Genomic DNA, 25,750 nt, shown 5'->3' with positions numbered 1-25,750 from the left:
CCGGCTACGGACGGACCACCGGCTCCTGGAACTCCGTCACCCAGTCCGCCGGCGAATCCGGGCACTCCAGGTACAGCTCCCGCGCGTACCCCGTGGAGCGGTAGCCGTTCTCGTCGATGAACCGGGCCAGCGTCTGGAACGCGCCCAGTGCGTCGTCCATCGGCCCCCGGTGCACGATGGTCGCCGCCTCCGCGATCTCCGGCAGGTCGACCACGTCGAAGCCGCGGCCCCCGGACACCGCCGCCCCGACCGGGACGGCCACCCGGATCAGCACCGTGCCGTCCCCCTCCGGCGTGTCCTCGTACCGGGCCACCGACGGCCCGGCCTCCGCCACCCCGGCCTCCGCCAGCCGACGGCAGAGCTCCCCGAACAGCGGGCCGATCACCGGTCCGATGTCCTCTGGCTCATAGCTGCGCGCGACCGCGGTCAGCTCCGCCGCCCGGACCGACGGCACCCGCTTCACCACGACGTCCTGTGCAGGCATGGTTCCCTCACTCTCGATCGTCCGGAGCCTCGCCTCGACCCGGGTCAGCCGCTGGGCGTCCGCCGCCATCGCGGCGGCCAGCTCGGCCTGCCGCAGCCGCAGCATCCCGCGCAGCTCGGTCACGTCCAGCCGCTCGTCCAGGACAGCCCCCACCTGCTGCAAGGTGAAGCCGAGGTCCTTGAGGGCGATGACGCGGTTGAGTCGGGCGAGCTGGGCGGCCTCGTAGCAGCGGTACCCGCTGACCGGGTCGACACGGGCCGGGCGCAACAGCCCGATCGCGTCGTAGTGACGCAGCATCCGGACCGACACCCGGCCGTGCTTGGCGAAGTCTCCGATGTTGAACATGATGCCTCCAGTGCAGACCCTCACACCGTGTCATGGTCAAGCACCGGCGCCCACGGCCGGGCCCGCGGCCCGCCCCGGCCGCCCGTCAGTCCGGCCGCCCGTCAGTCCGGCCGCCCGTCAGTCCGTGACGTCGAACCCGCGCCGCGCCCCCAACTCCCGCAGACTGCGTTGACCGGGGATGCCGTTGGCGTCCGACCCCGCGTAGCCGAGGCTGCGCTGGAAGTCCGCGTAGGCCTGCACGGACCTGCTGCCGAGCGAGCCGTCCACCCAGCGCTGCTCCAGGTACCCCTCGTCGGCCAGCGCCTGTTCGACGATCCGGACCTCACCTCCGTAGGTCTGGTGGCCCTGCTCGGCACCCGGGTCCGTCCGGGCCGCCGTGACGATGTGGGCCAGCGAGACGCGGCGCGGCGAGGGCAGCCGGCCGAGCAGCCGGCGCAGCGAGTCCACCCCCGGGACACCGTCCGCGTCACTGCCCGAGTAGCCCAGACTACGTTGGTAGTCCTGGTAGTTGAGGGTGTCGGCGTCACGCCAGTCCTCGTCCGGACCGGCCGTGTAGTGCGAGCCGTGCCCGGCCGCCACCAGCGCCTCGCCCACCTCGCGGACCTGCGGCCCGTGCGCGCCGTAGCCGTACTCCAGCCCGTTGATCGTCACCCGGTTCCGGGCCGGCCCGGAGTCCGACCGCGGCGGCGGCAACGGGGCACCGCCCCCACCGGCGACGATGCCGGGCAGGACGACGGTGTGGAACTGCCGCACCCGGGCGTCACCGGGGCAGGCCGTGCCGCCGTCCGACCACTCCGGGAACAGCCGGTGGAAGCCGAAGCCCGGATCGTCCGCCGTGCGGCAGACCCGCGCCGGGATGCCGTGCTGCCGGTGCAGCCAGACCCCCAGCGCGATCAGCGCGGCGACCTGCGCGTCCGTCCACGGGTCGGTGCTCTGGTCGTCGCTGGCCGACTCGATGCTCACCGCTCCGGTGCCGTCGGCCCTGCGGTTGGCCGCCATATTGGCGTCCGCCCGGGTCTCGGTGCCGATGAACTGGCCCACACTGCCGTCGTAGCCGACCCCGAAGTGCGACTCCAGATTGGTCGAGTCCCGCCAGTACTCGTAGATTCGGCGCGGCGCCCACGGCGCCGCGATGCTGTGGAAGATCACCTGCGTCGGCACGATCGCCGGCTGCTCGTCCGACTCGGGCTGAAGCTCCAGCTTCTCAGCGCCGGGGTACCAGGCCATCCGTCTCTCCTCGCCGGGCCCAGGGCAGTCCGCCCCTTACCCCCGGCACACGAACCCTCAGCTCCCCACGAGGACGCCTCCGCCCCAAACCCCCCGTTCAGGTGAACTCGCCCCGGAAACGCGGAAGGCGGGTGCCGGAAGCTTCCGGCACCCGCCTTGAGCAGATGGTTCTCCAACCAGCGGAGAGCGTGGGATTCGAACCCACGGTACGGGGTCACCGCACGACAGTTTTCAAGACTGTTCCCTTAGGCCGCTCGGGCAGCTCTCCAGGCGGAGGTCAGCCTAACGGGTCCGACGGGGTTCGGTGCACCCGTTTCCGGGCGGGCTCAGTCGCCGACGCGCTCCGCGAGGGTGACCTTGGTGGTGAGGGTCTGGCCGTTGCGGGTGTACTCGACGTCGACGGTCTCGCCGGGCTTGTGCGTCCAGATCTTGCTGACCAGGGCGGGGCCGTTCTCGATCGGGCTGCCGCCGAGCTTGGTGATGACGTCGCCGGGCTTGAGACCGGCCTTGTCGGCGGCGCCGCCGGGGGTGACGGCCGGGGTGCCCTGGATGTCGCGGGTCTGGATCTGCGCGCCGTCGCCCTTGTAGTCGTCGTTGCGCAGGACGTCCAGCTTGGCGTAGACCGGCTTGCCGGTCTTGATCAGCGTCTCGGCGACCCACTTGGCCTGGTTGATCGGGATGGCGAAGCCCAGGCCGATGCTGCCGGCCCGGCCGGTGCTGGACGTGTTGGACTGGATCGCCGAGTTGATGCCCATCACCGCGCCGCCGGCGTCCAGCAGCGGGCCGCCGGAGTTGCCGGGGTTGATGGAGGCGTCGGTCTGCAGGGCGTTCATGTAGGAGGACTGCGCGCCGGTCTCGTCGCCGGAGGCGACCGGACGGTCCTTGGCGCTGATGATGCCGGTGGTGACGGTGGACTCCAGGCCGTACGGCGCGCCGATGGCGATCGTGGAGTCGCCGACGTTGACCTTGTCGGAGTCGGCCAGCGGAAGCGGCGTCAGCTTGTCCTTGGGCGGGCTGTCGAGCTTCACCACGGCGACGTCGTAGCCCTCGGCGCGGCCGAGCACCGAGGCGTTGTAGGAGCTGCCGTCGGCGAACTTGACGGTCAGTTTGCCGCCGTTGGAGGCGGGCGCGACGACGTGGTTGTTGGTGAGGATGTGGCCCTCGGTGTCGAAGACGAAGCCGGTGCCGGTGCCGGACTCGCCGTTGCCCTGCGCCTTGATGGTGACGACGCTGGGCAGCGCCTTCTGCGCGATGCCCGCGACGGAGCCGGGGGCGGGCTCGTTCTTCTGGGTGTTGTTCGCCTGGACGGTGGTGCTCCTGTGGTCGTCCGAGGCGGAGAAGCGGCCACCGTCGCGGTCCGCGACGGTGACGCCGAGCGCGCCGCCGGCCACACCGGCGACCAGGGCGACGGCCGCGATCAGCGCGATCAGGCCGCCGCGCTTCTTGCGCGGGCCGCCGGGCTCGGGGGCGCCGGGGTACTCGGCCGGGTAGCCGAGCGGTCCGCCCGGGTAGCCCGGGCCGCCCGGGCCGCCGGGCGGGGCGTCGTGGGCGCCCCAGCCGCCGAGCGGCTGGCCGGCGCCGAACGGGTGGTGCGCGGCCGGCGCGGGGTGCGCGGCCGGGGCGCCGTACGGGTCGTGGGCCGCCACCGCGACCGGGGTGCCCGGGGTGGCGTACGGGTTGGCGACCGGCGCGGCGGCGGGGGCCGCCACCGGGGCCGCGGGCGCGGCCGGCACGGGCGGCAGCACCGGCGGAGGTGCGTCGATGTACCCGGCCTCGGCCGCGACCGGCGCGGGAGCCGGAGCCGCGACCGGTTCGGCCGGAGCGGCGGGCGCCGGCTCCGGGGCGCCGACCTTGCTGAACGCCAGCGTCGGCGTGAACCCGCCGGACTCCGGTGTGGCCGGGGCGGCGGGCGCCGGACCGTCATGAGCGGGACCCACGACCCCCTGGCCGTCGGAGGGCTGCTCCCCCTGTGGCCCGGTGGGCCCAACCTCGCGCTCGGTGCTCACGGACGACCTCCATAGCTGACAGGACCAACGACCATAGTTTTTCGCACACTCGATTCGATTGCCGTAAGGACCCCTCTGAAGAAGTCATAAGAATCCTTAGCCCGGCCCGACAACGGCCCCCTCCGGCGCCCCCCGACCAGCCGCCGGCCGGCCCCGGGCAGGACCCTCAGGACGCCCCGCTGAACACCCCTCGGGGCACGCCCCGCGCGTCCCGCGATGCGGACCGCCCGACGCCTGGCCTTGGCGTTCACCCCCGCGCCGGTTAGCCTGTCGCTCAAAACTGACACGCGGGAGCTTGGACCCACCAGGCTGAGAGTGCGCCGGTCGACCGTACGCCACGGCATCCGTGGACGGACCGTCGAGGGGGCGCAGACCGCCGGAACCTGTCCGGGTAATGCCGGCGTAGGGAGTATCGGCCATGCCGCCTGCTTCGCCATCCTCTTCTTCGGGCGCGCCCGCGTCCAAGGATTTCCCCGAGTCGTCCACCGCTCCTTCCGACGTCGCCGACGGCGCACCCGGTTCCACGGGCACCGCCACCGCCGTGCTGGACCACCCGGAGCGGACCGACCGGGTCGAGGCCCCGTTCGTCCTGGACACCGAGCCGCCGCGCACGCTGCGCTTCCGGGACCACTTCGCGCTCTGGATGAACCTCGGCGTCAGCCTGATCGGCTTCACCACCGCCGCCACCGTGCTCGGCGCGCCGGGCAGCGAGCTGTCGCTGGCCGCCGCCGTGACCGCGATCGCCGTCGGCACCGTGGTCGGCACCGCGATGCTCGGCGTGGCCGCGCTGATCGGGGCCCGGACCGGCGCACCGGCGATGGCCAACCTGCGCGGGCTGTTCGGGACGAAGCTCTCCTACGTGCCGACGGTGCTGAACATCGTCCAGTGCATCGGCTGGGGCGTGTACGAGCTGCTGGTCATCGCGATGGGCGCGCAGACGGTGGCGCACACCGAGGGCTACCGCTGGGTCTTCGTCGTGCTGGCGGGCGCGGTGACCACCGCGCTGACCATCTGGCCGCTCGGCGCCATCGCGGTACTGCGCCGCTTCGTCGCCGCCGCCGTCGCGGTGGCGATGGTGTACTTCACCGTCCAGCTGGGCCGGGGCGGCGTGTCCGACCCGGGCGCGGGCAACTGGCACGGCTTCCTCCGGGCCACCGACGCGATGATCGCGGTGTCGATCTCCTTCGTCCCGCTGGCCGCCGACTACACCCGGCACTCGCGCACCGCCCGCTCCGCGTTCTGGGGCAGCTTCTCCGGCTACACCGTCGCCCAGGTCTGGTGCTACGTGCTCGGCCTGGTCGCGCTGCTGCAGGCCGACGGCGACGCCACCCGGATCTTCGACTCCTTCCTGGGCGTCTGGGCCGGCTGGCTCTTCCTGCTGGTACTGGTGCTGCGCGAGACCGACCAGTCCTTCGCCAACGTTTACTCGACCGCGATGTCGGTCCACAACCTGCTGCCGAAGGTGGACCGCCGGGTGCTGACCGGCGGCACCGGTCTGCTGATCACCGTGCTGGCGCTGCAGATCACCGAGTTCACCGATTCCTACTACGCCTTCCTGGGCCTGATCGGCTCGGTGTTCGTGCCGATGTTCGCGGTGCTGGCGGTCGACTACTTCCTCGGTGCCGGACGGCGCGGCTGGAACCTCGCCGCCGACGCGCCGTCCCGCTGGCTGATGCTGCTGCCCTGGGCGCTCGGCTTCGCCGTCTACCAGGTGATCGCGCCGACCGCGATCGCCGGCTGGTGGACGGACTTCTGGACGTCCGTCCAGGAGGCGCTGCACTTCACGCCCCAGGAGTGGACCTCGGCCTCGCTGTTCGGCTTCCTGGTGCCGGCCCTGGCCACCTGGGCGCTCACCCCGCTCACCCGGCGCACCACCGCGGCCTGACCCGACCGGCCCGACCGGCCCCGGGCCGAACAACCGCGCACCGCGCACTGCGCACCGCGGCGAAGACGGCCCCGCAGGTTGGGGTCGTCTTCGCCTCGGTGTCACTTCCGCCGCCTATCGTGGACGGCGTGACCAGCCCCGACCTCTCCCCGGCGGCGGCGCGCACCGCGCCGTCCGTCCAGGTGATCGCCCACCGCGGTTCCTCGCACGCCCTGCCCGAACACACGCTGGCGGCCTATCGCCGGGCGCTCGACGAGGGCGCGGACGCGGTCGAGTGCGACGTCCGGGTGACGGCCGACGGGCATCTGGTCTGCGTGCACGACCGCCGGATCGGCCGGGTCTCGGACGGCCGCGGCACGGTCTCCTCGATGACGCTGGCCCAGTTGGAGGCGCACGACTTCGGCGCCTGGAAGACGGGCGAGCCGAGCCGGGACCCGGCCCTGCGCGGCGTCCTGCGGCTGGAGAGCCTGCTGGAGCTGGTCACCGACTGCGGACGCCCGGTGGACCTGGCGATCGAGACCAAGCACCCGGTCCGTTTCCGCGGCCGGGTGGAGGCCGAGCTGCTGCGGATGCTCGACCGGTTCAAGATCGGTGGGACGCCGGAGGGCGACCGCCCGCAGGCCCGGATCATGAGCTTCTCCTCGCTGGCCCTGGCCAGGGTGGCCGCTGCCGCCCCGGAGTACCCGCGGGTGTTCCTGTTCGAGCGGACGCTGCCCCTGCAGGGCCGGCTGCGGCCCGGCGCCGCGCTGCCGGGCGGGGCCCGGATCGCCGGCCCGGGCATCGACCTGGTGCGGGCCAGGCCCCGGCTGGTGACGCGGCTGCGGGAGCTGGGTCACCAGGTGCACGTCTGGACCGTGGACGAGCCCGCCGACGTCCAGCTCTGCCTGGAGCTCGGGGTCTCGGCGATCATCACCAACCGCCCGGCGGAGGTGCTGGCCCAGCTCGGCCGGTGAGCCGTTCACCGCCTGCGGGCCCCGTGGACCTCCGGGCCGGCCCCTCGGGCCTCGGCCGTCCCCCAGAACCCACCGGGCCCGTTGGCCACCCGCCACACTCCGGCCTCGTCCGACACGTCGGCCCACCGGTCGGCGATCGTTTTGGTAGGGACTCAAACCTTTCCCTGTCGTTTTCTGGCGGAGATTATGCGTTCCCGCGACAGAGGGTGAGCGCGGAATCACCTGCCGCGCACCGTGCGTCGCCCGGCTTGAAATGTCCGCGCGGGATCGCCGCGCGGTCGTTTCCGACGCATTACCAAGGGGCATCCATCCCTCGGCATACGCTGAAGGAGGTCCGGGGGTGGCGTTGATGGTGGCGCGTGAAGTGCCGACTTCATCGACCATGGCAGTGCCGCACGGCCCATCGAGTGTCGGGGTCGCACGGCGCCGACTGCGTCGAGATCTCGGTGACCGGGAGATACCCGAACCGGTCATTGATGATGCTGTTCTGATCCTTTCCGAGCTGCTGAGCAATGCATGTCGTTACGCACGGCCACTCGGCCCGCTGCCCGTACTCGGACGCAACGCCCGGGCGGAGATCGTCGACCAGATACTCGTCGGCGTCCCGTCGGGCCCGGCCGAACCGCTCAGGGCGCCCGGCGCCCCCTCGTCGAGCACGTCGGGCACATCAGGTGCCTCAGCCACATCAGGTGCCCCGGGCCCGTCGCACGGGTCCCCGGCCCGGCCCGACGACGGCGAGGGCGACGGCGGCGTCCTGGTCCGCTGGCAGATGCACGCGGACGGGATCCTCACCCTGGAGGTGACCGACGGCGGTGCGCAGACCCGGCCGTCCCCCGCCAGCCCGTCGCTGACCTCGCGCGGCGGCCGCGGGCTGAGCATCGTCGACCAGCTGGCCAGCGACTGGGGCGTGCGCGACGCGCCCGGCGAGGTCACGGTCTGGGCCGCCCTGCCCGCCCGGGCCCGCCACGCCCGGCGGACCGGCGGTGACGCCCGCAGCGCCTGACCGCGGCGGACAGCGCTCCCGCCCGGGGCCCCTCGGGTACGGCGGCGACCGCCCCCCTCCCGCCCCCGTGCGGCGGGCCCCGCGCCCCATCGCGCGCCCGGCCGGCGCGGTCCGGCGGCCCCCGGTCCGGTGCCGCCCCGCCGCCCCGTCGCGGGGCACTCCCCGCCCCGGCGCGTGCCCACGTGCCGGGGGAACGTCAGTAGGCTGCCCGGAGCACACCGAAACCGTCCCCGGGAGAGCCGCACCATGGGCAAGAAGGCCGCCAAGAAGGCGCCGCAGCGCAGCCAGTCCACCACCGCCGTCACGGGTGAGATCCCCGTGGTCGGAGCCCGCGAAGACTGCCCGTGCGGTTCGGGCCGCCGGTACAAGGCCTGCCACGGCCGGGAGGCCTCGCACGCCGTGCAGGAGCTGGTGCACCGCCCGTTCGAGGGCCTGGCCGGCGAGGCCGACTGGGTCGCCCTGCGCGAGCTGGTCCCGGCCGCGACCGTGCCGCTGACGCTGGCCGCCGGGGTGGCCGAGGCCGCCAACGGCGAGGTCCCGTCGGTGACGCTGGCCACCGTGCTGCCGCTGGCCTGGCCGGCGCTGCGCCGCCAGGACGGCTCGATCCTGCTCGGCCTGCAGACCCAGTCCGCCTCCGGCGACCTGAGCCGCGACCTGGCGGACGCGCTGGAGCTGGCGCTGGCCGCCGAGCCGGGCTCGCCCGTCCCCGCCCGCCGGACCGTCCCGGGCGGCCGCCGCCTGCAGGACCTGCTGGACACCTCCGCCGACTTCACGCCCGCCGTGCACACCGGCTTCGAGTTCTGGCTGGAGGACGCCGAGACGGCGACGGGCGAGGTGGCCGCCTCGCTGGAGCGCGCCAACGCCTCGGCGATCCCGACCGAGAAGCTGAGCAGCGTGGACTCCGCGTACTGGTGCGGCACCCCGGACAAGAACCACCTGCGCTGGGTGATGACCGTGCCGGAGGAGCAGCTGCTGGACGCGCTGGCCCGGCTCACCGCCGCCGACCAGTCCTCGCTCGGCCCGGACACCCGCCTGGTCGGCTCCTTCCGCGCGCACGGTCTGACCGTCCCGGTCTGGGACCTGCCGCTCGCCATGACCGGCACCGACTGCGAGAAGCCGGCCGCCGAGTTCGCCGAGCGGCTCGCCGCGACGCTGGCCGAGCCCGCGCCGCTGACCGGTGAGGAGCGACGGGCGCGCGCCAACCTGGTGAACCGTCAGGTCACTTTGAACTAAAGGTCACTCGGATCCGGGTGATACGCGTCACATTGGCCGCTGGTACCGCAATTTCCGGGCGGGCAGGGGCTCTTGGAAATTGGCGCGGGCGCGGATCCTTGTTACTGTCTAAAGAGTCCGGTCGCTGGTGCATCCCCCGTCGCCAGCGGCCGGATCTTTTGTTTTCCGGGCCCGGCCGGTGAACCGTGCCCGATCAGCGCCCGGTTCGATCAGCACACCGGCCCGACCGGCACCCCGGCCCGCGCCGCCGCCGCCCGTGAACGCCTCCGGCCCGGGCCCCCGCCGGCGCACCGGCCCGGCGCCGACGAAAGCCGTGACGGAAGCCCGGCGGCAGCCCGGCCCGCGCCGCGACGGAAGCCGGCGGAAGCCCCGGTCAGTACGCCGAGCGCCCGCTGTCCAGTTGCACCGTCGCCTCGACCAACTCCCCCAGCAGCGGCCCGACCTCGGGCAGCCACACGCCGCCGTCGGCCGCCGGGCGCGGCGGCAGCACCCAGCGCACCCCGCCGCCCGCCCCGCCGCCGGGCGGCAGCGGCAGGAAGCCGCCCGACCCGTGGTACCGCAACGAGCCCGGCACCCAAGGCAGTTGGGCGAGCATCTCGCCGAGCGTGTCCAGCGAGTAGGGGGCCACCAGCATCGCGTAGCGGCCGGGCATCGACAGGACCGGGCCGAGCGGGAGCCGCAGCGCGGCGAGGTAGGCCAGTGCCCGGGCCCCGGCCGCCGCGGGCAGGCTGACCGCCGAGACCGTCCGGCCGGTCGCCGCGAGCACCGGCGCGTCCGGGCTCTGCCGCTCCCACCACCAGCGCACCATCCGGGCATCGGTGGTGGCCGCCAGCAGCGGCGGGTCGTGCGGATGGGCGCCGGGCACGGAGCACTCCTCGTCCCCGCACGAACAGTGGCCGTCGAACGACAGCGTGCCGGGAACCACCGGCCAGCGGTGGTCGACGGCCGCGGCCAGGGCGGCGGCCAACCGGGTGGAACGGGCCGCCGACCGGCTCCTCGAGTTCTCGCGCATGACGCTCGTTCCTTTCCGTGACCGCTCGGGTCGCTCCGGCCCCGCCTGCCCAGGCCGGGGAACGCCGCACCGGCCCGAACCGGGCCGGTGGGCTCGGCGAGCTGCGTGGCGGGGGTGGAGCACGGTGTGGAGCACGACATGAAAGAGCCGTGGATCAGAACAGCCCTTGGAACGAGAATCCCGTATGCGACCGGATGGACGCCGCCCGGGCGCGATTGGTTCCACCGTACGAGTGAGTGACTTCCGGCCGACCCGGCCGACGGGCGGCGAAAGCATACGATCCGGACGGCCGTGGGGGTCGTCGTGACGGTTCTGCCCGTTCTCCGGCCGCTCCATGCCCGCGGGCCCGGCCGGGGCGCGCACGAACGGAGCGGGCCCCCGACCGGGGCCCGCGGGATGTGGAACCGGCCACCCGCGCCGTCATGGATCTGGACATGCCCCGAATGGCCTGTGTAGAAGTGGTGGCATTGCTGTCGATCAATGACGAGTAGTAGCGAATCGAGGCGAATCACGCCCTTTGGCCGTGCTCGCTCCAATCGGCCGTACCTGGGGGTCCCGCATGGCACGTACCACCGCGTCAGGAGTGGCGGCATGACCGAGTCCCACCCACCGTCGGCATCCTCCGAGCCGGGCGATCCCCGTCGCCCCCGCGGGCTCTCGGTGCTCGACCACCCGGGCTTCCCCGGGGCCCCCGCCGAACCGGCCGGGCAGCAGGCCTGCCCCGGCGACGAAGCCCGGGTGCGCGCCGAGCCGGCCGGCGCCCCGGAGGCCCGCACCGCACCCCCGGGCGGCCTGCAGGACCGTTTGGCCGGACGGCTGTCCGATTTCACCAGCCTCCACGAGCACACCGAGCGGCTCGCCCGCGCCCGCGGCCTCACGGCCACCCTGGAGGCCGTGCTGGCCTCCGGCACCGCGCTGCTCGGCGCCCACCGGGCGCTGCTGGTCACCACGCTGCCCGGCGGCGGCCCCAGCCAGCCGGTCGGGTACGGCCTCGACCGGGCCAGCCTCGGCGCGCTGGAGACGGTGCCCACCGAGCAGAGCCTGGTCGCCCGGCTGCTGCGCGAGCACGACCGGCCCGCCGAGCTGCGCTCGCACGACCTCGCCGACGACCCCGCGATCGGCGCCCGGCTGCGCGAACTCGCCGCCCACCTCGGCCTCGGCGGCTGTCACGGGCTGCCGCTCGCCACCGAGGAGGACGGCCCGCTGGCCGCCGTCCTCTGGTTCTACGACGAGCCCGCCGAACCCACCGAGCGCCAGCGCGAGCTGGTCCGCCGGTACTGCGACGTCGCCGCTCCGCTGCTGGCCAAGCAGCTGGAAGCGGAGCAGGTCCGGCGGACCACCGAGGCGCTGCGCCGCGGTCTGCTCCCGGACCGCCTCCCGCAGCCCGCCGGCCTGCGACTGGCCGCCCGGCTGGTCGCGGCCGGGCTGGACCGCTCGATCGGCAGTGACTGGTACGACGCCATCCCGCTGCCGGACGGCACCGTCGGCCTGACCGTCGGCAGCGTCTCCGGCGACGGCCCGGGCGCAGGCCCCGGCTCCGCCCCGGGCGCGGCGGCCGCGATGGGCCGGGTCCGGGCCGCGCTGCGGGCGTACGCCGTGCTGGAGGGCGAGGACCCGGTCTCCGTCCTCGGGGATCTGGAGCTGCTGCTCAAGACCACCGAACCGGCCCGCAGCGCCACCGCCCTCTACGCCTGGATCGAGCCGGACGAGCGCCGGATCACCCTCGCCGGAGCCGGGCACTGCCCGCCGGTGCTGGTCACCCGGCAGGGCGCCGAGTTCGTGGAGACCTCGCTCTCCGCGCCGCTCGGCATGCTCTCCTGCTGGGAGGCGCCGGGCGTCGAGCTGACCGCCGAACGCGGCGACACCCTGGTGCTGTACACCGAGGGCCTGGCCCGCCGCTGCGGCCCGACCCTGCACGCCGGGCAGGCCAACCTGCGCCGGGCCGCCGCCGACGCCCCGCGCGACGTGCGGATCGACCCGGACCGGCTCTGCGCCCACCTGCTGGCCGTCTGCGCGGGCCGGGACACCGGGCCCGCCACCGACGACCTGATGCTGCTGGCCGCGCGCTTCGACTAGGCCCCGGGGGCCGCCGGCCGCGGCCCCGCGGCGGTGCCTCCCGGCCGAAGGCCGCCGGAGGCCGCCGGAGGCCGAGCGGCCGGGCGTCCGTACCATGGACGCACGGCCGCCCACGTGCGTCGCGATCCGACGCCCCCCGGCCTCGCCCGGGGCACCCCCACGGGCGGCACACGCGCGCAAGGAGGCGACGTACGTGACCGAGGACCGCACCCCCGCGGTGGCCGAGAACCCCGAGGCCATCGGCGGCGAGGAGCCCCAGGAGTTCAAGGGCCGCAAGAACGGCCTGTACTCGGAGGTCTCCGACGAACTGGCCGCCTCCATGAAGTCCGGCTGGGCCGACACCGAGCTGCACGGCCTCACCCCGGTCGCCCAGGCCCCGTACGCCGCCGAGCGCCGCGCCCGGCTCTCCGCCGCCTTCCCCGGCGAGCGCCTGGTCGTGCCGGCCGGCACCCTGCGGGTCCGGGCCAACGACACCGACTACGACTTCCGCGCCGCCAGCGAGTACGTGCACCTCACCGGCGACCAGACCGAGGACGCGGTGCTGGTCGCCGAGCCCACCGGCGGGACCGGCCACACCTTCGACCTCTACCTGCTGCCGCGCTCCGACCGCGAGAACGGCGAGTTCTGGCTGGACGGCTACGGCGAGCTGTGGGTGGGCCGCCGCCACAGCCTCACCGAGCAGGAGCAGCTGCTCGGCCTGCCGGTGCGCGACGTCCGCAAGGCCGCCGAGGAGCTGGCCGCGCGCGCCGCGTCCGACGCCGTCCCGACCCGGATCGTGCGCGGCTACGACGCCGGTCTGGAGGCCGCGCTCGCCGAGGTCCTGGACGCCGACAAGGACGCCGGGTTCAAGGAGTTCCTGAGCGGCCTGCGGCTGGTCAAGGACGAGTGGGAGATCGGCGAGCTGCGGGCCGCCTGCACCGCCACCGTCAACGGCTTCACCGACGTGGTCCGCGAGCTCGGCCAGGCCGTCGCCACCTCCGAGCGCTGGATCGAGGGCACCTTCTGGCGCCGCGCCCGGGTCGAGGGCAACGACGTCGGCTACGGCTCCATCTGCGCGGCCGGCCCGCACGCCACCACCCTGCACTGGGTGCGCAACGACGGCGAGGTCCGCCCGGGCGAGCTGCTGCTGCTGGACGCCGGCGTGGAGACGCACACCCTCTACACCGCCGACGTCACCCGCACGCTGCCGATCGACGGCCGGTTCAACGCGCTCCAGCGCAAGATCTACCAGGCGGTGTACGACGCCCAGGAGGCCGGCATCGCCGCGGTCAAGCCCGGCGCCCGGTTCCGCGACTTCCACGACGCCTCGCAGCGCGTGCTGGCCGAGCGGCTGCTCGCCTGGGGTCTGCTGGACGCCTCGGTGTACGACCTGGAGAAGGTGCTGGAGCTGGGCCTGCAGCGCCGCTGGACCCTGCACGGCACCGGCCACATGCTCGGCCTGGACGTCCACGACTGCGCTCACTCCCGCACCGAGGAGCACGTCGACGCCCTGCTGGTGCCCGGCATGGTGCTCACCGTCGAGCCCGGCCTGTACTTCCAGCAGGACGACCTGACCGTGCCCGAGGAGTACCGCGGCATCGGCGTCCGGATCGAGGACGACATCCTGGTCACCGCCGACGGCAACGAGAACCTCTCGGCGGGCCTGCCCCGCCGCGCCGAGGACGTCGAGGCGTGGATGGCCTCGCTGGCCTGACCGGACGCCACGGGCCCGGCTCCCCGAGCGGGGGGCCGGGCCCGTGGCGCGTGCGCTACTTGGCGACCACCTGGAGCTGGACGGTGCTCTCCCCGGCCAACCGGTAGCTGCCGCTGCCGTCCGACATCTCCAGCCTCATGACCAGCGGGAGGGTGCCCGGACCGTAGTCGGTGGTCAGCGTCAGCCGGTAGTTCACCGTCACGCTCTGACCCGGGGCGACGGAGACCGGATAGCCGTTCTCCAGACCGGAGAAGCTGTTGAGCCCCCAGAGTTCCATCGGGGACCAGGCGCCGTCCTGCCGGCGGTCCAGGGTGGCGGTCCGCTTCGTCCCGGGCGGCGCACCCGGGTAGGGGTCCGCGTACACCACGGCCTTCGTCGTGGTGTAGTTCGTCTTGCCGGTGTTCTTGAAGGTGACCGCGAACTCGACCGGGGTGCCGTCGTTCGGCACCTTCTGCCCCGCGGTGAGACCGGTGACCGAGACGCTCACGTCGTTCGCGTAGGGCGAGGTGTGGCCGCTGACGTCCAGGCTGTTGACGATCGCCTGCAGTCCGGCCTGGTAGTCGGACTTGAGCCCGATCGCCGTCACGTACACCTGGTCCTTGGGCAGGGCCCACATCTGCGCCGTGAAGGACTCCTTCGCGTTGCAGGTGACCTGCCACTGCGACTTGCGCGCGGGGCGGCCGGCCACGGTGGGCGTGGTCCTCACCGGCGGGGAGCTCTTCAGCTGGTCGTCCGCGGGGTGCGGATTGCCCCACACCGGGCAGTAGGGCTGGTGGCCCCAACCACCGGAGGCGTCGAGGTCGGCCATCGACGGCCAGGTGACGGGCTCCGCGTCGTACACCGCGAGCTTCGCACCGTACGGATCGCAGTCCTTGTAGGCCGCGCCGGCCGGAGCGCCCGGGCTCAGCAGGCAGAGCCGCATGCCCTCCCCCTGGGCGCCCTCCGCGACGGGACGCCAGCCCTCGGGGATCCTCAGCTTCACGCCGCGGAAGGTGTACGGCGTCGACGGCGCCGCCGGGGGTGTGGTGGTGGTCGGGGTACCCGGGGTGCCCGGGGTGCCCGTCGTGCTCGGGGCACCGACCGGCGCCTCGGTCACGCTGCCCCCCGTCGGGTCGGCGGCCGGCGACGTGGCCGCGGCCGTCGGGCTCCCGGACGGGGTCGGCTCCGCCGTCGGGCTCGCGCTCGGGCTCACGGTGGCCGTGACGGTGGCCGCCGGGCCCGGATCCCGGTCGCCGGCCACGGTGTCCCCGCGGAAGCCGAGCACGCCGAACGCCAGCGCGGCGGCCAGGCCGAACAGCGGCACGGCGGCGAGGTGGACCGGCCTCAGCCGGCGCACCCGCCGGCTCGGCGGTGCGGCCGGGCGCAGGTCGTGCGCGGTGATCCGCGTCGCGCGGGCGTTCATCGCCTCACGGAGCAGCCGTTCCATCGGGGTGTCGTCCGGCCCGTCACCGTCACCGCCGGACCGGCGGGGAAGCTTGTCGGTCATCGAACCTTCTCCAGATGCTTTTCCAAGGCGTCCAAGGCCCGGCTGGCGGTGGACTTCACAGCACCCCGGGAGAGCCCCAGGGTCTCGGCTATCTGCGCTTCGGACATGTCCGACCAGTAGCGCAGCACCAGCACCTCGCGCTGTCGGGAGGTCAGCTCCTGCAGGGCGACCAGGACACGGCGGTGCTCGTCGTTGAGCACGGCGTGGTCCTCGGCCGACGGTGCGTCGGCCTCGTGCGGGGGGACGTACTCGCGGGCCGTCCTGCGGCGGCGCAGCATCGACCGGGCCCCGTTGACCACGCTGGTGCGCAGGTAGCCGAGGGCGTTGTCCAAGTCCTCCAGCTGCTCGCCGTGCCGCTGGTAGAGCTGGGTGAAGGCCTCCTGGACGACGTCCTCGGCGAGGTCCTGGTGGTCGACCAGCAGGACCGCCATCCGCACCAGGCCCAGCCGGTGCGCGTGGTAGAGGTCGGTCAGGGTGGGCCGTTCCTCCGGCTCGGTGCGGCGCCCGCCGCGCAGCAGCCGGAAGCCCGACCGGCGCTGCGCCGCCTCCCGCTCGGAGCCGGACGACTCCTGCTCGGAGCCCGACGGCGCGCTCCGGGGGGCGGGTGTCCCGCCCGCCTCCTGCGCGCCGAAGAGCAGCCCGAGCGAGCCGAGCAGCCCGGGGCGGAAGAAGCCGCCGCTCCTCCCGCGTTCCGCGATCGGCCCGATGGCCATGGACATCCGCGTTCTGCTTTCCCCCAGGACGGCACTCGGCGTGCACCGGACCGTCGCAGCACATGATCAAGATCGTGATCGGCGGGAATCCTGCCACTGCCGCAACCACCGGCACGGCCCGCCCCCCGTACTGATGGACGTGCGGCGGCGGCCGGGGTTGCAGGCGACTTCCGGAAAGATTCCGGCCTGGCCGGGACGGCTACACTCACCGACATCCCGCCACCCGCCGCCCAGCCCGAGGGGACCTCATGGCCGACCAGCAGAGCACCGGCCCGGTGGCCGTCGCGATCGGGCGGCGGCCGGAGCCGGTGCACGATGTCGCGGTGTACGCCTTCGACGGCATGACGCCGTTCGAACTCGGCGTGGTGGTGGAGGTGTTCGGGCTGGCCCGGCCCGAGCTGAGCGGGCTGCTGGCCGCCCCCTGGTACGGGCTCAAGGTCTGCGCCGACCGGCCGGACAGCGCGCTGCGGTCGGTCGGCGGCTTCTCGCTGACCGCCCATCACGGCCTGGACGAACTCGCCGCCGCCGACACCGTGGTGATCCCCGGGGTCCCGAACCCCTTCAGCGGCGTGGGGGCACCTCCCGGCCGCGAGGCTGGGGGCGTCTCCCCCGGGCTGGTCGCCGCGCTGCGCACGGCGCACGAGCGCGGCGCCCGGATCGTCTCGATCTGCTCCGGCGCCTTCGCCCTGGCCGCCGCCGGTCTGCTGGACGGCCGCGAGGCCACCACCCACTGGCGGTACGCCGAGCTGCTCCAGCGGCGCCACCCGTCGGTGCGGGTCAACCCGGACGTGCTGTACGTGGACAGCGGCTCCGTCCTGACCAGCGCGGGCAGCGCGGCCGGGATCGACCTCTGCCTCCACCTGGTCCGCCGGGACCACGGCGCCAAGGTGGCCAACAGCGTCGCCCGCCGCTTCGTGGTGCCGCCGCACCGGGACGGCGGGCAGGCCCAGTTCATCGAGGCGGCGGTGCGGCCGGTCGAGGAGGAGGACGACGGCGTCGCCCGCTCCATGCGGTGGGCGATGGACCACCTGTCCGGGCCCCTGACGATCTCCCTGCTGGCCCGGGCCGCCCGGATGTCCGACCGCTCGTACCTGCGGCACTTCACCGCCCGCAACGGCACCAGCCCGATGCGCTGGGTCATCACCCAGCGCGTCGCGGCCAGCCTGCCGCTGCTCGAATCCCCCGACGGCTCGGTGGAGGAGATCGCCACCGCCGTCGGCTTCGAGAGCGCCGCGACCTTCCGCCATCACTTCGGCCGGGTGATGCGCACCTCCCCGACCGCCTACCGGCGCGGCTTCGGGCACGGGGTGGCCTGAGCCCCGGACGCCCGGACCGGCGGACGGTCCGGGCGCCGGGCCTCAGGCCCGCTCGCCGGTGCGGAACGCCGCGTTGGCCAGGATCGCGTCGTGCAGCCACCGGGCGAGGCCGGGGGCGAGCCGCTCGTAGGTGGCGGTGAACCGCGGGTCGGCCACGTACATCCCGGCGATGCCGCGGTGGATCGCGAAGGTGCAGTCGTAGAAGTGGTCGCGGATGTGCTGCCGGTGGACCTCGGCGAGGTCCATGGCGGGGCCGCCGTCGGCCGGTTCGCCGGCGGTGAAGGCCTCGACCAGCCGGGCGTTGAGCGCGTCCGCCTCGGCCTTGATCCGCTGCCAGTCCTCCTTGCCGTAGCCGCCGGTACGACGCTGCGACTGCGCCCAGGCGTCGGTGTCGCCCCAGCGCTGCTCGGCCTCGGTCTCCCAGCTCTCCTGGTAGGACGCGCCGAAGACCTCGAACTTCTCCTCCGGGGTCAGCTGAATGCCCATCTTCTCTGCCTCCATGGCGTGTTCGACGGCCGCGGCCATGGCCTGGAGGTGGCTGATGCGGTCGGTCAGCAGCCGGTGCCGGCGCCGCAGGTGCTCGCTCGGGCTGACCGAGTCGTCGTCCAGGATGGCCGCGATCTCTTCCAGGGGGAACCCGAGTTCGCGGTAGAACAGGATCCGCTGCAGCCGGTCGAGGTCGGTGTCCTGGTACCGGCGGTAGCCGGCCGGGGTGCGCCCTCGGGGGGTGAGCAGTCCGATCTCGTCGTAGTGGTGCAGGGCGCGGACGGTCACCTTGGCGATCTTCGCCACGGCCCCGACCGAGTAGCCGCCGCTCATCCGGGTCGCTCCCTTCTCGCTGACCACGACCCTCCTGCCTCCCGTTGCGTGAGGGTCAAGCCCAGTGTCGCGGGCCGGGTGCCGCGGGCCGCCGGCCCCGGCCGGCCCGCGGGTTCCGTCCGACCCCGCCGGCCCCGGCCGCCCCGGGGGACGCCGGCGCCGTGCGAGTCTCCGAGCGGGCGGCCCCGGACGGGCCCCGGCTTGGACGAAGCCGCCTATTGCCCGACTGCGGGGGCAGCCGCGACCATGACGCCATGACCACCACCTCTGCGCCCCTGGTACGACGGCTGGCCGCGGAGGCGGTCGGCACGGCCGCGCTGGCCGCCGTCGTGGTCGGCTCGGGCATCCAGGCCGCCGCGCTCAGCCCGGACGGCGGGGTCCGGTTCCTCGCCAACGTCGGCGCCTCCGCGCTCGCCCTGGTGGTCCTCATCGAGCTGTTCGGACCGGTCTCCGGCGGGCACTTCAACCCGCTGGTGACGGTCGGCGCGTGGTGGGCCGGCCGGCGCGACGGGAGCGGGCCGACGCTGCCCGACCTCGGCGGGTACGCCGCCGCGCAGGTGGTCGGCGCGGTCAGCGGGACGGGCCTGGCCAACGCGATGTTCGGACGGCCGTTCGTCGAACCCTCCGGACACGGCCGGGACGGCGGCGCGCTCTGGCTCGGCGAGGCGGTGGCCACCGGGACGCTGCTGCTGGTGGTCGCCGGGCTGACCGGCAGCGGGCGCGGCCGGCTGGTACCGGCGGCGGTCGGCCTCTGGGTCGGCGCGGCCTGCTGGGCCACCTCCTCCGGCGGGTTCGCCAATCCGGCGGTGACCCTCGGCCGGGCGCTGACCGACAGCTACACGGGGATCGCGCCCGGCTCCGTCCCCGGCTTCGTCCTCGCCCAACTGGCCGGGGCGGTGGCCGCCCTGGCGCTGGCCGCGGTGCTCTTCGGCCGCTCCGGACCCGCCCGGCCCACGCCCGTGCCGGACGACGCGCGCGAGCTCGTCGCGGGCCCGGCGACCGCCGCCGGCTGAACCGGCCGCCCCCCTCAGCCCGCGGCCCCCACCAGCGCCCGCTCGCGGCGCCGGGCGGACCGCCCTCCGGCGTCTCCCCCGGAGCGCGGCCGGCGGTCCTGCCGGGTGGGCCAGAGCAGCACGTACGCGGCCGACAGCACCACGAAGGCCAGCCGGACGAAGCCCCGCGCCGGGTCGGACGGGATCAGCAGCGTGCCGCCGTACAGCGCGGCCAGGGCGATCCAGCTCCACCACGGCACCAGCCGCTTCTGGCCGACGGCGTCCCAGAGCAGGGTGCCGAGCATGATCGAGGCGGTGTAGTAGGTGTAGACGCTGGGGTCGAACAGGATCCGGGCGTCCGCCCCCAGCAGCACGACCGCCGGCCACCGGCCGCGCCACACCGCGATGCTGCCCAGCGTCAGCCCCAGGCCGAACTGCAGCGGCCGGTCCCACCACGGGGTGGTCGGATCGGTCACCCCGAACCAGCGCAGCGCGGAGGCCGGCTGGTTGGGGATGGCGAACTTGGCGGCCGCCACCGTGTCCAGGTTGCCCAGGTAGAACGGCAGCCAGGCGACGGCCACCAGCCCGGCGAACCACAGCGCGGTGCGCAGCCAGGCGGGCCGGGGCAGCGCGAGGATCAGCGGGGCGAAGGCCAGCGCCCAGGGCTTGGAGTCCACCGCCAGCGCCAGGTAGACACCGACCTGGACGGCCCGGCCCCGGCTGAGCGCGTGCGCGGCGAGGGTGGTGAAGAACAGCGCCAGCACATCGTCCAGGTGCGCGAAGCGGACCGAGACCTCCACCCACATCGGGATGAACGCCAGCCCGGCGACCAGCAGCCGCTGCTGCAGCCGGCGGTGGTTGGTGCCGGTGCCCAGGTAGTGCCAGGCGGCGGTGCGGCCGACCAGGACGAGCATCACCAGGCCGAGCCCGGACATCGCCGCCTCGGCCAGCACCTGGCCGGTGTGCGCGGGGAACGGGCTGAAGAGGCGGGCGACGGCCAGGCTGACCGGCCCGATCTGCAGCTCGGGGTGGTGGGCGTAGAGCGACAGCCCGCCGTCGGACTGGCCGCTGAAGAGCAGTTGCTCGCCCTGGCGCAGGTAGTGCCAGGAGAAGCCGCCACTGGGCTCGACCAGCAGGAACCAGAGAACCGTCCAGGCGACCAGCAGGACGTGATGTCTGCGGACCGGCAGACCGGCGATCCGCCCGGTGGCGGCCTCGTAGTCGGTGCTGAACCGTGCCGACCGTGCTCCCCGCACCCCTGTACCTCTCCCGACGCCGATCCCCCTTCGGCCGGTCATCCTATGTGACCTGACGGAAGCGACCGTGCCCCTCGGGTGTCCGGTGGAGGGACACCCGAGGGGCACGGTCGCCGGACGGGGCCGGCGGCCCGCCGGCTCAGCGCGGCCGCCGGCCCGACGGGGCCGGCGGCCCGGTGTCAGCCCTGCTGGGCGGACTTGCGGCGGCGGAGCAGCACGAGGGTGCCGGCACCGGCCGCGAGGACGGCGCCACCGGCGATGGCGATGCCGGTGGTGTCGTCACCGCCACCGGTCTGGGCCAGCGCCTTGTCGGCGTTGTCGGCCGCGCCCTTGGCCTTGGCGACGGCGGTCGGGGTGAGCTTCGGCGGCGTCACGGCCGGAACCGTCACCGGGAAGTCGATCGGCTCCTGGACACCGGTACCACCGGTGGCCGGGGCGGAGGTGGTCGGGGCGGGCGGCTGCGCGGTCGCCGAGGACGACGCGGTGGCGGACGCCGAGGGGCTGGCCGACGCCGAGGCGGTGGCCGTGGCGGACGGCGTCGTGGTGGGCGTCGCCGACGGCGTGGTGGTGGCGGTGGGCGTCGCCGACGGCGTGGTGGTGGCCGTGGTGCTGGCGGTGGGCGTCGGCGTGGCGGTCGCCGAGGGCGAGTGGCTCGGCGACTGGCTCGGCGAGCCGCTGGGCGACTGGCTGGCCGACGGGCTCCCGGTCGGCTTCACCGTGGGGCTCGGCTTGCCGGTGCTCGGGCTGGCGGTCGGGCTCGGCTTACTCCCGGCCTTGATGGTGAAGCCGGCACCGGTGACGCCGTCGCAGCTGAAGTGGCCGTTGCCGACGGGCTCGTGGGTCTGGTCGTCGAGCTGCTCGGAGAAGACCACCGGCACCACGCCGGCCTTGCCGAGCGGGGCGTCCTTGGTGAACGAGGCGCGGACCTTGATGGAGACGTCCTTGCCCCGGTTGACCCCGAGCAGCGCGTCGTCGGAGTCGACGCCGCCGAGCAGGACGAGCACCGCGTCGTCGTCGGAGTCCCCGCCACCGGGCGCGACCGAACCGGGCAGCCAGCCGCCGCCGGGCAGCTGGTACTCGACCTTGACGTCGCCCGCCTCCAGGCTGCCCGCGCGGTTCTTGAACTTGAGCAGCGGGTAGAAGACGAAGTCGTGCCGGGTCGAGTTGTCGATCCGGAAGGTGAACTCGCGGGCGTCGCCGCCCGCGATGAAGGTGTCCGGCACCCCGCGCACGGAGAGGTCCAGGCTCTGGCGCGAGGCCTTGTCGGCCTGCGGCGCCGCGGGGGCGGACGTGGAGCCGGTGGTGCCGACGGCGACGGCGCCCTGGGCACCGGCCAGCACCATCGAGGAGGCGAGGGCGGCGGCGCCGGCGAGGGCGAAACTGCGACGTATGGACATGGGCAAGGAAGACCTCACGAGAGAGTCCGGGCGCGGCCCGGGGGCGCGGAAGGACAGGACTGTCCGAACAGTGGTCCCCCCACGAAGCTGAAAGTCCGACGGAGACTACCGAAGGATCCAGCCACTCCGGAAGCCGGGTACCACCCTTCGTGCACCATCCTGTCCGGGTCCTGTCCGGTTGGCCCAACTCCGTCACTTCATAAGGCTTTTGCGACCAACCACCAAGTGACACCAGTGTGACCGGTACACGTCCGGGACACGGCATCGGACAGCTCCGCGGTGGCCGGAAATCGCCGTCGGGCGGCCGGGCGACGGCCTCCCGCCGGGAAACGGCCGGTCGGTCCTGGTCGGTCCTGGTCGGCCCGGACCGACCGGGACCGGCCCGGCTCAGCCCGCGAAGAAGGACTTGGCGGCGAGCACCGCCTGCTCGTCGTTCAGCACGTCGCCCGGGCGGGTGCCGTTGCCCAGCAGGGCGCCGCCCCACCGCATGCCCATGTAGTCGGCGCAGAGCCGCAGGGTGGCGACCAGCGGGTCCGCCTTGTCGGGCTCGGTGGCCAGGGCGGTGACGGCCCAGACGGTGCCGCCGGACAGCCGGGCCCGGAAGTCCGCCCCGGGCACCCGCAGCCAGGCGGACCAGTGGTCGAGGTAGAGCTTGGCGCTGGTCGGCAGCGAGTACCAGTACACCGGCGCCACGAAGACCAGGTCGGTCGCGGCCAGGGTGGCGTCCAGCAGGGTGCGTTCGTGGCCGACCGGCTCGCGGAAGCCGCCGTCCTCGCTGTGCCGACGGTCCTCGAACGGGGGCAGCGGGTGCTCGCTCAGCCGCAGCCACCGCTGCTCGGCACCGGCCGGCAGGCTCGCCCCGGCGGCCAGTCGGGCCAGTTGCTCGGAGTTGCCGTCGCTGCGCGAACTGGCGTTCAGGAAGAGGAAGGAGCGCGGCGCCGCGGCGCCGGCGGTGCTCTCGGACATCAGGACCCCCGTGCGGATGACGACAGAAGTCCCGAGCCTACGACAGCGTTCCGCCGGCTCCGCCGGGCGCCGGCGGCCACTACGCCGGCAGGCCCGCCCGGCGGCGCGCGACGGCCGCGACGGCCGCCCAGTCCTTCTCGCCGTCCCCGTGCGCGAGGGCGTCGAGGAAGGCGTCCCGCAGCACGCTGCCGAACGGCAGGGGCACATGGGCCGCGGCACCGGCGGTCAGCGCGAGGTCGACGTCCTTGAGCCCCAGCGGCAGCTTGAAGCCGGCCGGCTCGTACCGGCGCTCGGCGACCATCGCCCCGTAGCCGGAGTAGACCGGCCCGGGGAAGAGCGTGGCGGTGAGCATCTCGACCAGGTCGGTCGGGCGGACGCCGTTGGCCTCGGCCAGGCTGCACGCCTCGGCCATCGACTCGATCGCGCAGGCCAGCAGGAAGTTGGCGCTGATCTTCGCGGTGTTGGCCTGGCCCGGGCTGTCACCGAAGTGCCACGTCCGGCGGCCCATCGCGGCGAGCAGCGGCTCGGCCCGGGCGAGCGCCCGCGGGGCTCCGGCGGCCAGGATGTTCAGCTCGCCGGCCGCCGCCACCGGGGGCCGGCCGAGGACGGGCGCGGCGACGTAGCCGATGCCGTGCTCGGTGTGCAGGGCCTCGGCGCGCTCCGCGAGTGCCACCGAGACCGTCGCCATGTTGACGTGCAGGGTGGCCCGGGCGCCGGCCAGCAGGGCGGGGTCGAGGAGCAACTGCTCGACTGCGGCGTCGTTGGCGAGCATGGAGACCACCGCCTCGGCGGCGAAGGCCTCGGCCGGTGTGCCGGCCGCCTCGGCGCCCCGGGCGACCAGCGCGGCCACCGGCTCCGGCGAGCGGTTCCAGACCCGGACGGAGTGCCCGGCCCGCAGCAGGCTGGCGGCCATGCCCTGCCCCATCGCGCCGAGCCCCACGAATCCGACCGTCATCGCGTCCATCGCCCACTCCCGTCCTCGCCCGGCGGACCGGCCGGCGGTCCACCCGGCCGAAACCCCGGGCCGGAGCGGGCCGGCCGCGAAGGCCGGGCCGGAACGGGCGGGCCGTCCGGCCGCGATCCATGAGCCTCCGACTGTACGTCAGCCCGCCGGCCCCACCGCCGTCAGGCGCACGCGCGCTCCGGGAGGCGGGCCGGGCCCGCCTCCAGCTCGGCGACGACCCGGTGGCGCAGCAGCTCGTACTGGGCCTGCAACCGCCCCGGGCGCTGCGGGCGGGCGACCGGCCGCCCGGGGCCGACCCGCTCGTCCGGGCCGAACTGCTCGCGGGTGAGGTCGATCTCGAAGCCGGTCGCGAACCGGTTCCACCAGTGCAGGTCCGTCCGGACCCCGCCGACGTGCACCTCGCCCATCATGAGCTCGCCGCCGAGCAGGTCGTGCAGCACCATCGCCGTCACGCCGCACTGGCCGCGGGCGGGATTGTCGGGACGCCAGTGGGCCAGGTCCTCGGGCGCACAGGTGTCGACACCCCAGGAGGAGCGGATCGCACGTTCGATGTCGTTGAGGGTCCACGCCGTCATAGCGGGAAGCCTGCCACGCGCCACTGACAGCGGCACAGGCTTTTCAATGGGCCACTCCGTGTTCTGCGCTGACCTTCTCGATCTTCACCCGTACGAGCAGCTCGCCGGGGACGCCGTTGCGGGCGCCGTACTGCTCGGCGAGTTCCTCACCCATGTACCGGGCGGCGATCCGGGTGGCCCAGGCGCGCACCTCGGCGAGGTCGTCGCCGAGCCGGGCGGTGCCCTGGACGAGGACGTAGGAGAACGGCGGCCGGTCGTCGTCCACGCACAGCATCACCCGGCCGTCCCGGGCCAGGGTGCGGCCCTTGACGGTGCCGGCGCCGGTGTTGAACACGATCTCGTCGCCCTCCAGCAGGAACCAGACCGGCGCGACGTGCGGCCGGCCGTCGGCCCGGGTGGTGGCGATCTTGGCGGTACGGGTGCCGGCGGCGAGGAACGCGCGCCATTCGGCCTCGGTCATGTGGGGCATGTGCCCATCCTGGCCGCCGCGGCGCCCTTGCGCAGCCGGTACGCGGGACCCGGCGCGCGCTCCCGGGCGCGGACGCGCCGGCGCACCGGAACGGTCGGGGGTCCGCTCCGGTGCACCGCGCCGCCGACGCGGGCGTCGGCCGCCCGCCGGGCGCGGCCCGGCGGGGTGCCACGTGCCGGGCGCTACGTGCCGGGCGCTACGTGCCGGGCGCTACTTGCCGAGCGCTACTTGCCGAGCGCTACTTGCCGAGCGCCGCGACACCCGCCTGGGCGAACTGCTCGTCCAGGTCGCCGCTGGGCGCGCCCGCGACGCCGATCGCCGCGACCGGCGCGCCCTTGGCCTGCACCGGGGCGCCGCCGGCCAGGAACAGCGTGCCCGGGATGTCCTTGAGGTTGGGCGCCTGCGCCAGGCGCTTGGCGAGCTCGGAGGTCGGCGCGTTCCAGGAGACCGCCGTGAACGCCTTGCGCTCGGCGGACTCCGGCGACTGCGGGCCGGCGCCGTCGCCCTTGAGCAGCACCCGGGTGATGCCGTCGCGGTCCACCACCGCGACCGAGACGTGCTGGCCGGCCTTGGTGGCCGCGTCCAGGGTGGCCTGGGCGGCCTTGGTGGCGGCCTCGATGGTCAGACCGGTGGTCTGGGTGAGGTTCTTGTTCTGGGTGTCGGCCTTCACCGCGGCGGCGACGGCCGGGGCCTCGGTGGTGTCGGCGCTGGCCGAGACGGCGCCGACGGTGGCGGCGGCCAGCGCGGCGGCGGCGACGGTACCGGTCAGCACACGGGTACGCACGGAGGTCTTCTTCATGGTCAGGCTCCTCGTCGGATCGGTCGGGGCCACGGCCGGGATCAGGGGGCCCGGTCGGCTCGACGGCTTCGGTACCGATCC

At 74.4% G+C, this 25,750-nt stretch carries 22 protein-coding genes, 1 tRNA gene and 1 riboswitch; of the genes, 8 read left to right on the top strand and 15 right to left on the bottom strand.

Annotation, left to right across the window (positions count from 1 at the left end; translation table 11 throughout):
- Positions 1-4 precede the first annotated feature (4 nt).
- From ACIQTO_RS01275 to ACIQTO_RS01260, 4 genes are all read right to left on the bottom strand, one after another.
- Positions 5-829, bottom strand: coding sequence for a MerR family transcriptional regulator (locus ACIQTO_RS01275; protein ID WP_402381257.1), 825 nt, complete (start codon positions 827-829; stop codon positions 5-7).
- 117 nt (positions 830-946) lie between these two features.
- Complete coding sequence (locus ACIQTO_RS01270) at positions 947-2,056, bottom strand: peptidoglycan-binding protein (RefSeq protein WP_402381254.1); 1,110 nt, start codon at positions 2,054-2,056, stop codon at positions 947-949.
- A 180-nt stretch (positions 2,057-2,236) separates the two neighbouring features.
- Positions 2,237-2,324 (bottom strand) — tRNA-Ser (locus ACIQTO_RS01265).
- Between the two features lie 58 nt (positions 2,325-2,382).
- Positions 2,383-4,062 (bottom strand): S1C family serine protease, encoded by a 1,680-nt coding sequence (locus ACIQTO_RS01260; protein ID WP_402381252.1) that lies wholly within the window; start codon positions 4,060-4,062, stop codon positions 2,383-2,385.
- A gap of 277 nt (positions 4,063-4,339) precedes the next feature.
- Positions 4,340-4,488, top strand: a riboswitch (TPP riboswitch).
- Between ACIQTO_RS01260 and ACIQTO_RS01255 the strand changes: the two genes are divergently transcribed.
- The 4 genes from ACIQTO_RS01255 (at position 4,481) to ACIQTO_RS01240 (ending at position 9,136) form a co-directional block, all read left to right on the top strand.
- Entirely contained in the window at positions 4,481-5,947 is a 1,467-nt protein-coding gene (locus ACIQTO_RS01255) for a purine-cytosine permease family protein (protein ID WP_402381250.1), read from the top strand. Its footprint overlaps the riboswitch before it by 8 nt.
- Before the next feature lie 128 nt (positions 5,948-6,075).
- Positions 6,076-6,900: a glycerophosphodiester phosphodiesterase family protein gene (locus tag ACIQTO_RS01250; protein WP_402381248.1), complete on the top strand. Its 825-nt coding sequence runs from the start codon at positions 6,076-6,078 to the stop codon at positions 6,898-6,900.
- Between the two features lie 349 nt (positions 6,901-7,249).
- On the top strand, positions 7,250-7,903 hold the full coding sequence (locus tag ACIQTO_RS01245; protein WP_402382695.1) for an ATP-binding protein: 654 nt from the start codon (positions 7,250-7,252) through the stop codon (positions 7,901-7,903).
- Between the two features lie 246 nt (positions 7,904-8,149).
- Positions 8,150-9,136 (top strand): DUF5926 family protein, encoded by a 987-nt coding sequence (locus tag ACIQTO_RS01240; RefSeq protein WP_402381245.1) that lies wholly within the window; start codon positions 8,150-8,152, stop codon positions 9,134-9,136.
- A gap of 373 nt (positions 9,137-9,509) precedes the next feature.
- Here the strand turns inward: ACIQTO_RS01240 and ACIQTO_RS01235 are convergent, their stop codons facing one another.
- The gene (locus ACIQTO_RS01235; protein WP_402381243.1) at positions 9,510-10,148 is read right to left on the bottom strand and encodes a bifunctional DNA primase/polymerase; all 639 of its coding nucleotides are present in this window, start codon (positions 10,146-10,148) and stop codon (positions 9,510-9,512) included.
- 591 nt (positions 10,149-10,739) lie between these two features.
- On the opposite strand from ACIQTO_RS01235, the gene ACIQTO_RS01230 reads away from it, so the two are divergent.
- Both ACIQTO_RS01230 and ACIQTO_RS01225 read left to right on the top strand, forming a co-directional pair.
- Entirely contained in the window at positions 10,740-12,224 is a 1,485-nt protein-coding gene (locus tag ACIQTO_RS01230; protein ID WP_402381240.1) for a PP2C family protein-serine/threonine phosphatase, read from the top strand.
- A 193-nt stretch (positions 12,225-12,417) separates the two neighbouring features.
- The gene (locus ACIQTO_RS01225) at positions 12,418-13,917 is read left to right on the top strand and encodes an aminopeptidase P family protein (protein ID WP_402381237.1); all 1,500 of its coding nucleotides are present in this window, start codon (positions 12,418-12,420) and stop codon (positions 13,915-13,917) included.
- 55 nt (positions 13,918-13,972) lie between these two features.
- On the opposite strand, the gene ACIQTO_RS01220 is transcribed toward ACIQTO_RS01225, so the two are convergent.
- Together ACIQTO_RS01220 and ACIQTO_RS01215 are read right to left on the bottom strand one after the other, a co-directional pair.
- Positions 13,973-15,403, bottom strand: a complete 1,431-nt coding sequence (locus tag ACIQTO_RS01220) for a hypothetical protein (protein ID WP_402381234.1) — start codon at positions 15,401-15,403, stop codon at positions 13,973-13,975.
- The gene (locus ACIQTO_RS01215; RefSeq protein ID WP_402381231.1) at positions 15,400-16,122 is read right to left on the bottom strand and encodes an RNA polymerase sigma factor; all 723 of its coding nucleotides are present in this window, start codon (positions 16,120-16,122) and stop codon (positions 15,400-15,402) included. Before ACIQTO_RS01215 ends, ACIQTO_RS01220 begins: the two co-directional genes overlap by 4 nt.
- A 242-nt stretch (positions 16,123-16,364) precedes the next feature.
- Here ACIQTO_RS01215 and ACIQTO_RS01210 point away from each other — a divergent pair, with 242 nt between their 5' ends.
- Positions 16,365-17,432 carry a helix-turn-helix domain-containing protein gene (locus ACIQTO_RS01210; protein ID WP_402381228.1) on the top strand — a complete coding sequence of 356 codons (1,068 nt, stop codon included), beginning with the start codon at positions 16,365-16,367 and terminating at the stop codon, positions 17,430-17,432.
- 42 nt (positions 17,433-17,474) lie between these two features.
- Here ACIQTO_RS01210 and ACIQTO_RS01205 read toward each other — a convergent pair whose 3' ends face one another.
- A complete protein-coding gene (locus ACIQTO_RS01205; RefSeq protein ID WP_402382692.1) occupies positions 17,475-18,251 on the bottom strand; it encodes a MerR family transcriptional regulator in 777 nt (258 codons plus the stop codon).
- 254 nt (positions 18,252-18,505) lie between these two features.
- On the opposite strand from ACIQTO_RS01205, the gene ACIQTO_RS01200 reads away from it, so the two are divergent.
- Positions 18,506-19,264, top strand: a complete 759-nt coding sequence (locus ACIQTO_RS01200; protein ID WP_402381225.1) for an aquaporin — start codon at positions 18,506-18,508, stop codon at positions 19,262-19,264.
- Positions 19,265-19,278: 14 nt separating this feature from the next.
- Here the strand turns inward: ACIQTO_RS01200 and ACIQTO_RS01195 are convergent, their stop codons facing one another.
- The 7 genes from ACIQTO_RS01195 to ACIQTO_RS01165 form a co-directional block, all read right to left on the bottom strand.
- Positions 19,279-20,499, bottom strand: a complete 1,221-nt coding sequence (locus ACIQTO_RS01195) for a hypothetical protein (protein ID WP_402381222.1) — start codon at positions 20,497-20,499, stop codon at positions 19,279-19,281.
- Between the two features lie 179 nt (positions 20,500-20,678).
- Positions 20,679-21,896, bottom strand: a complete 1,218-nt coding sequence (locus tag ACIQTO_RS01190; protein ID WP_402381220.1) for an LPXTG cell wall anchor domain-containing protein — start codon at positions 21,894-21,896, stop codon at positions 20,679-20,681.
- A 387-nt stretch (positions 21,897-22,283) separates the two neighbouring features.
- Positions 22,284-22,862, bottom strand: coding sequence for a flavodoxin family protein (locus tag ACIQTO_RS01185; RefSeq protein WP_402381217.1), 579 nt, complete (start codon positions 22,860-22,862; stop codon positions 22,284-22,286).
- Positions 22,863-22,941: 79 nt separating this feature from the next.
- Positions 22,942-23,826 (bottom strand): NAD(P)-dependent oxidoreductase, encoded by an 885-nt coding sequence (locus tag ACIQTO_RS01180; RefSeq protein WP_402381214.1) that lies wholly within the window; start codon positions 23,824-23,826, stop codon positions 22,942-22,944.
- 161 nt (positions 23,827-23,987) lie between these two features.
- Entirely contained in the window at positions 23,988-24,401 is a 414-nt protein-coding gene (locus ACIQTO_RS01175; RefSeq protein WP_402381211.1) for a hypothetical protein, read from the bottom strand.
- Positions 24,402-24,444: 43 nt separating this feature from the next.
- Positions 24,445-24,861, bottom strand: a complete 417-nt coding sequence (locus ACIQTO_RS01170; RefSeq protein ID WP_402382689.1) for a PPOX class F420-dependent oxidoreductase — start codon at positions 24,859-24,861, stop codon at positions 24,445-24,447.
- Positions 24,862-25,108: 247 nt separating this feature from the next.
- Entirely contained in the window at positions 25,109-25,669 is a 561-nt protein-coding gene (locus tag ACIQTO_RS01165) for a heme-binding protein (RefSeq protein WP_402381208.1), read from the bottom strand.
- Positions 25,670-25,750: the final 81 nt, after the last annotated feature.

This window comes from Kitasatospora sp. NPDC091207 (assembly GCF_044768625.1).
In the GTDB taxonomy this organism is placed as follows: Bacteria; Actinomycetota; Actinomycetes; order Streptomycetales; family Streptomycetaceae; genus Kitasatospora.
Note: the sequence above shows the minus strand (reverse complement) of the source record. Positions and strands in the feature narration are given on the sequence as shown.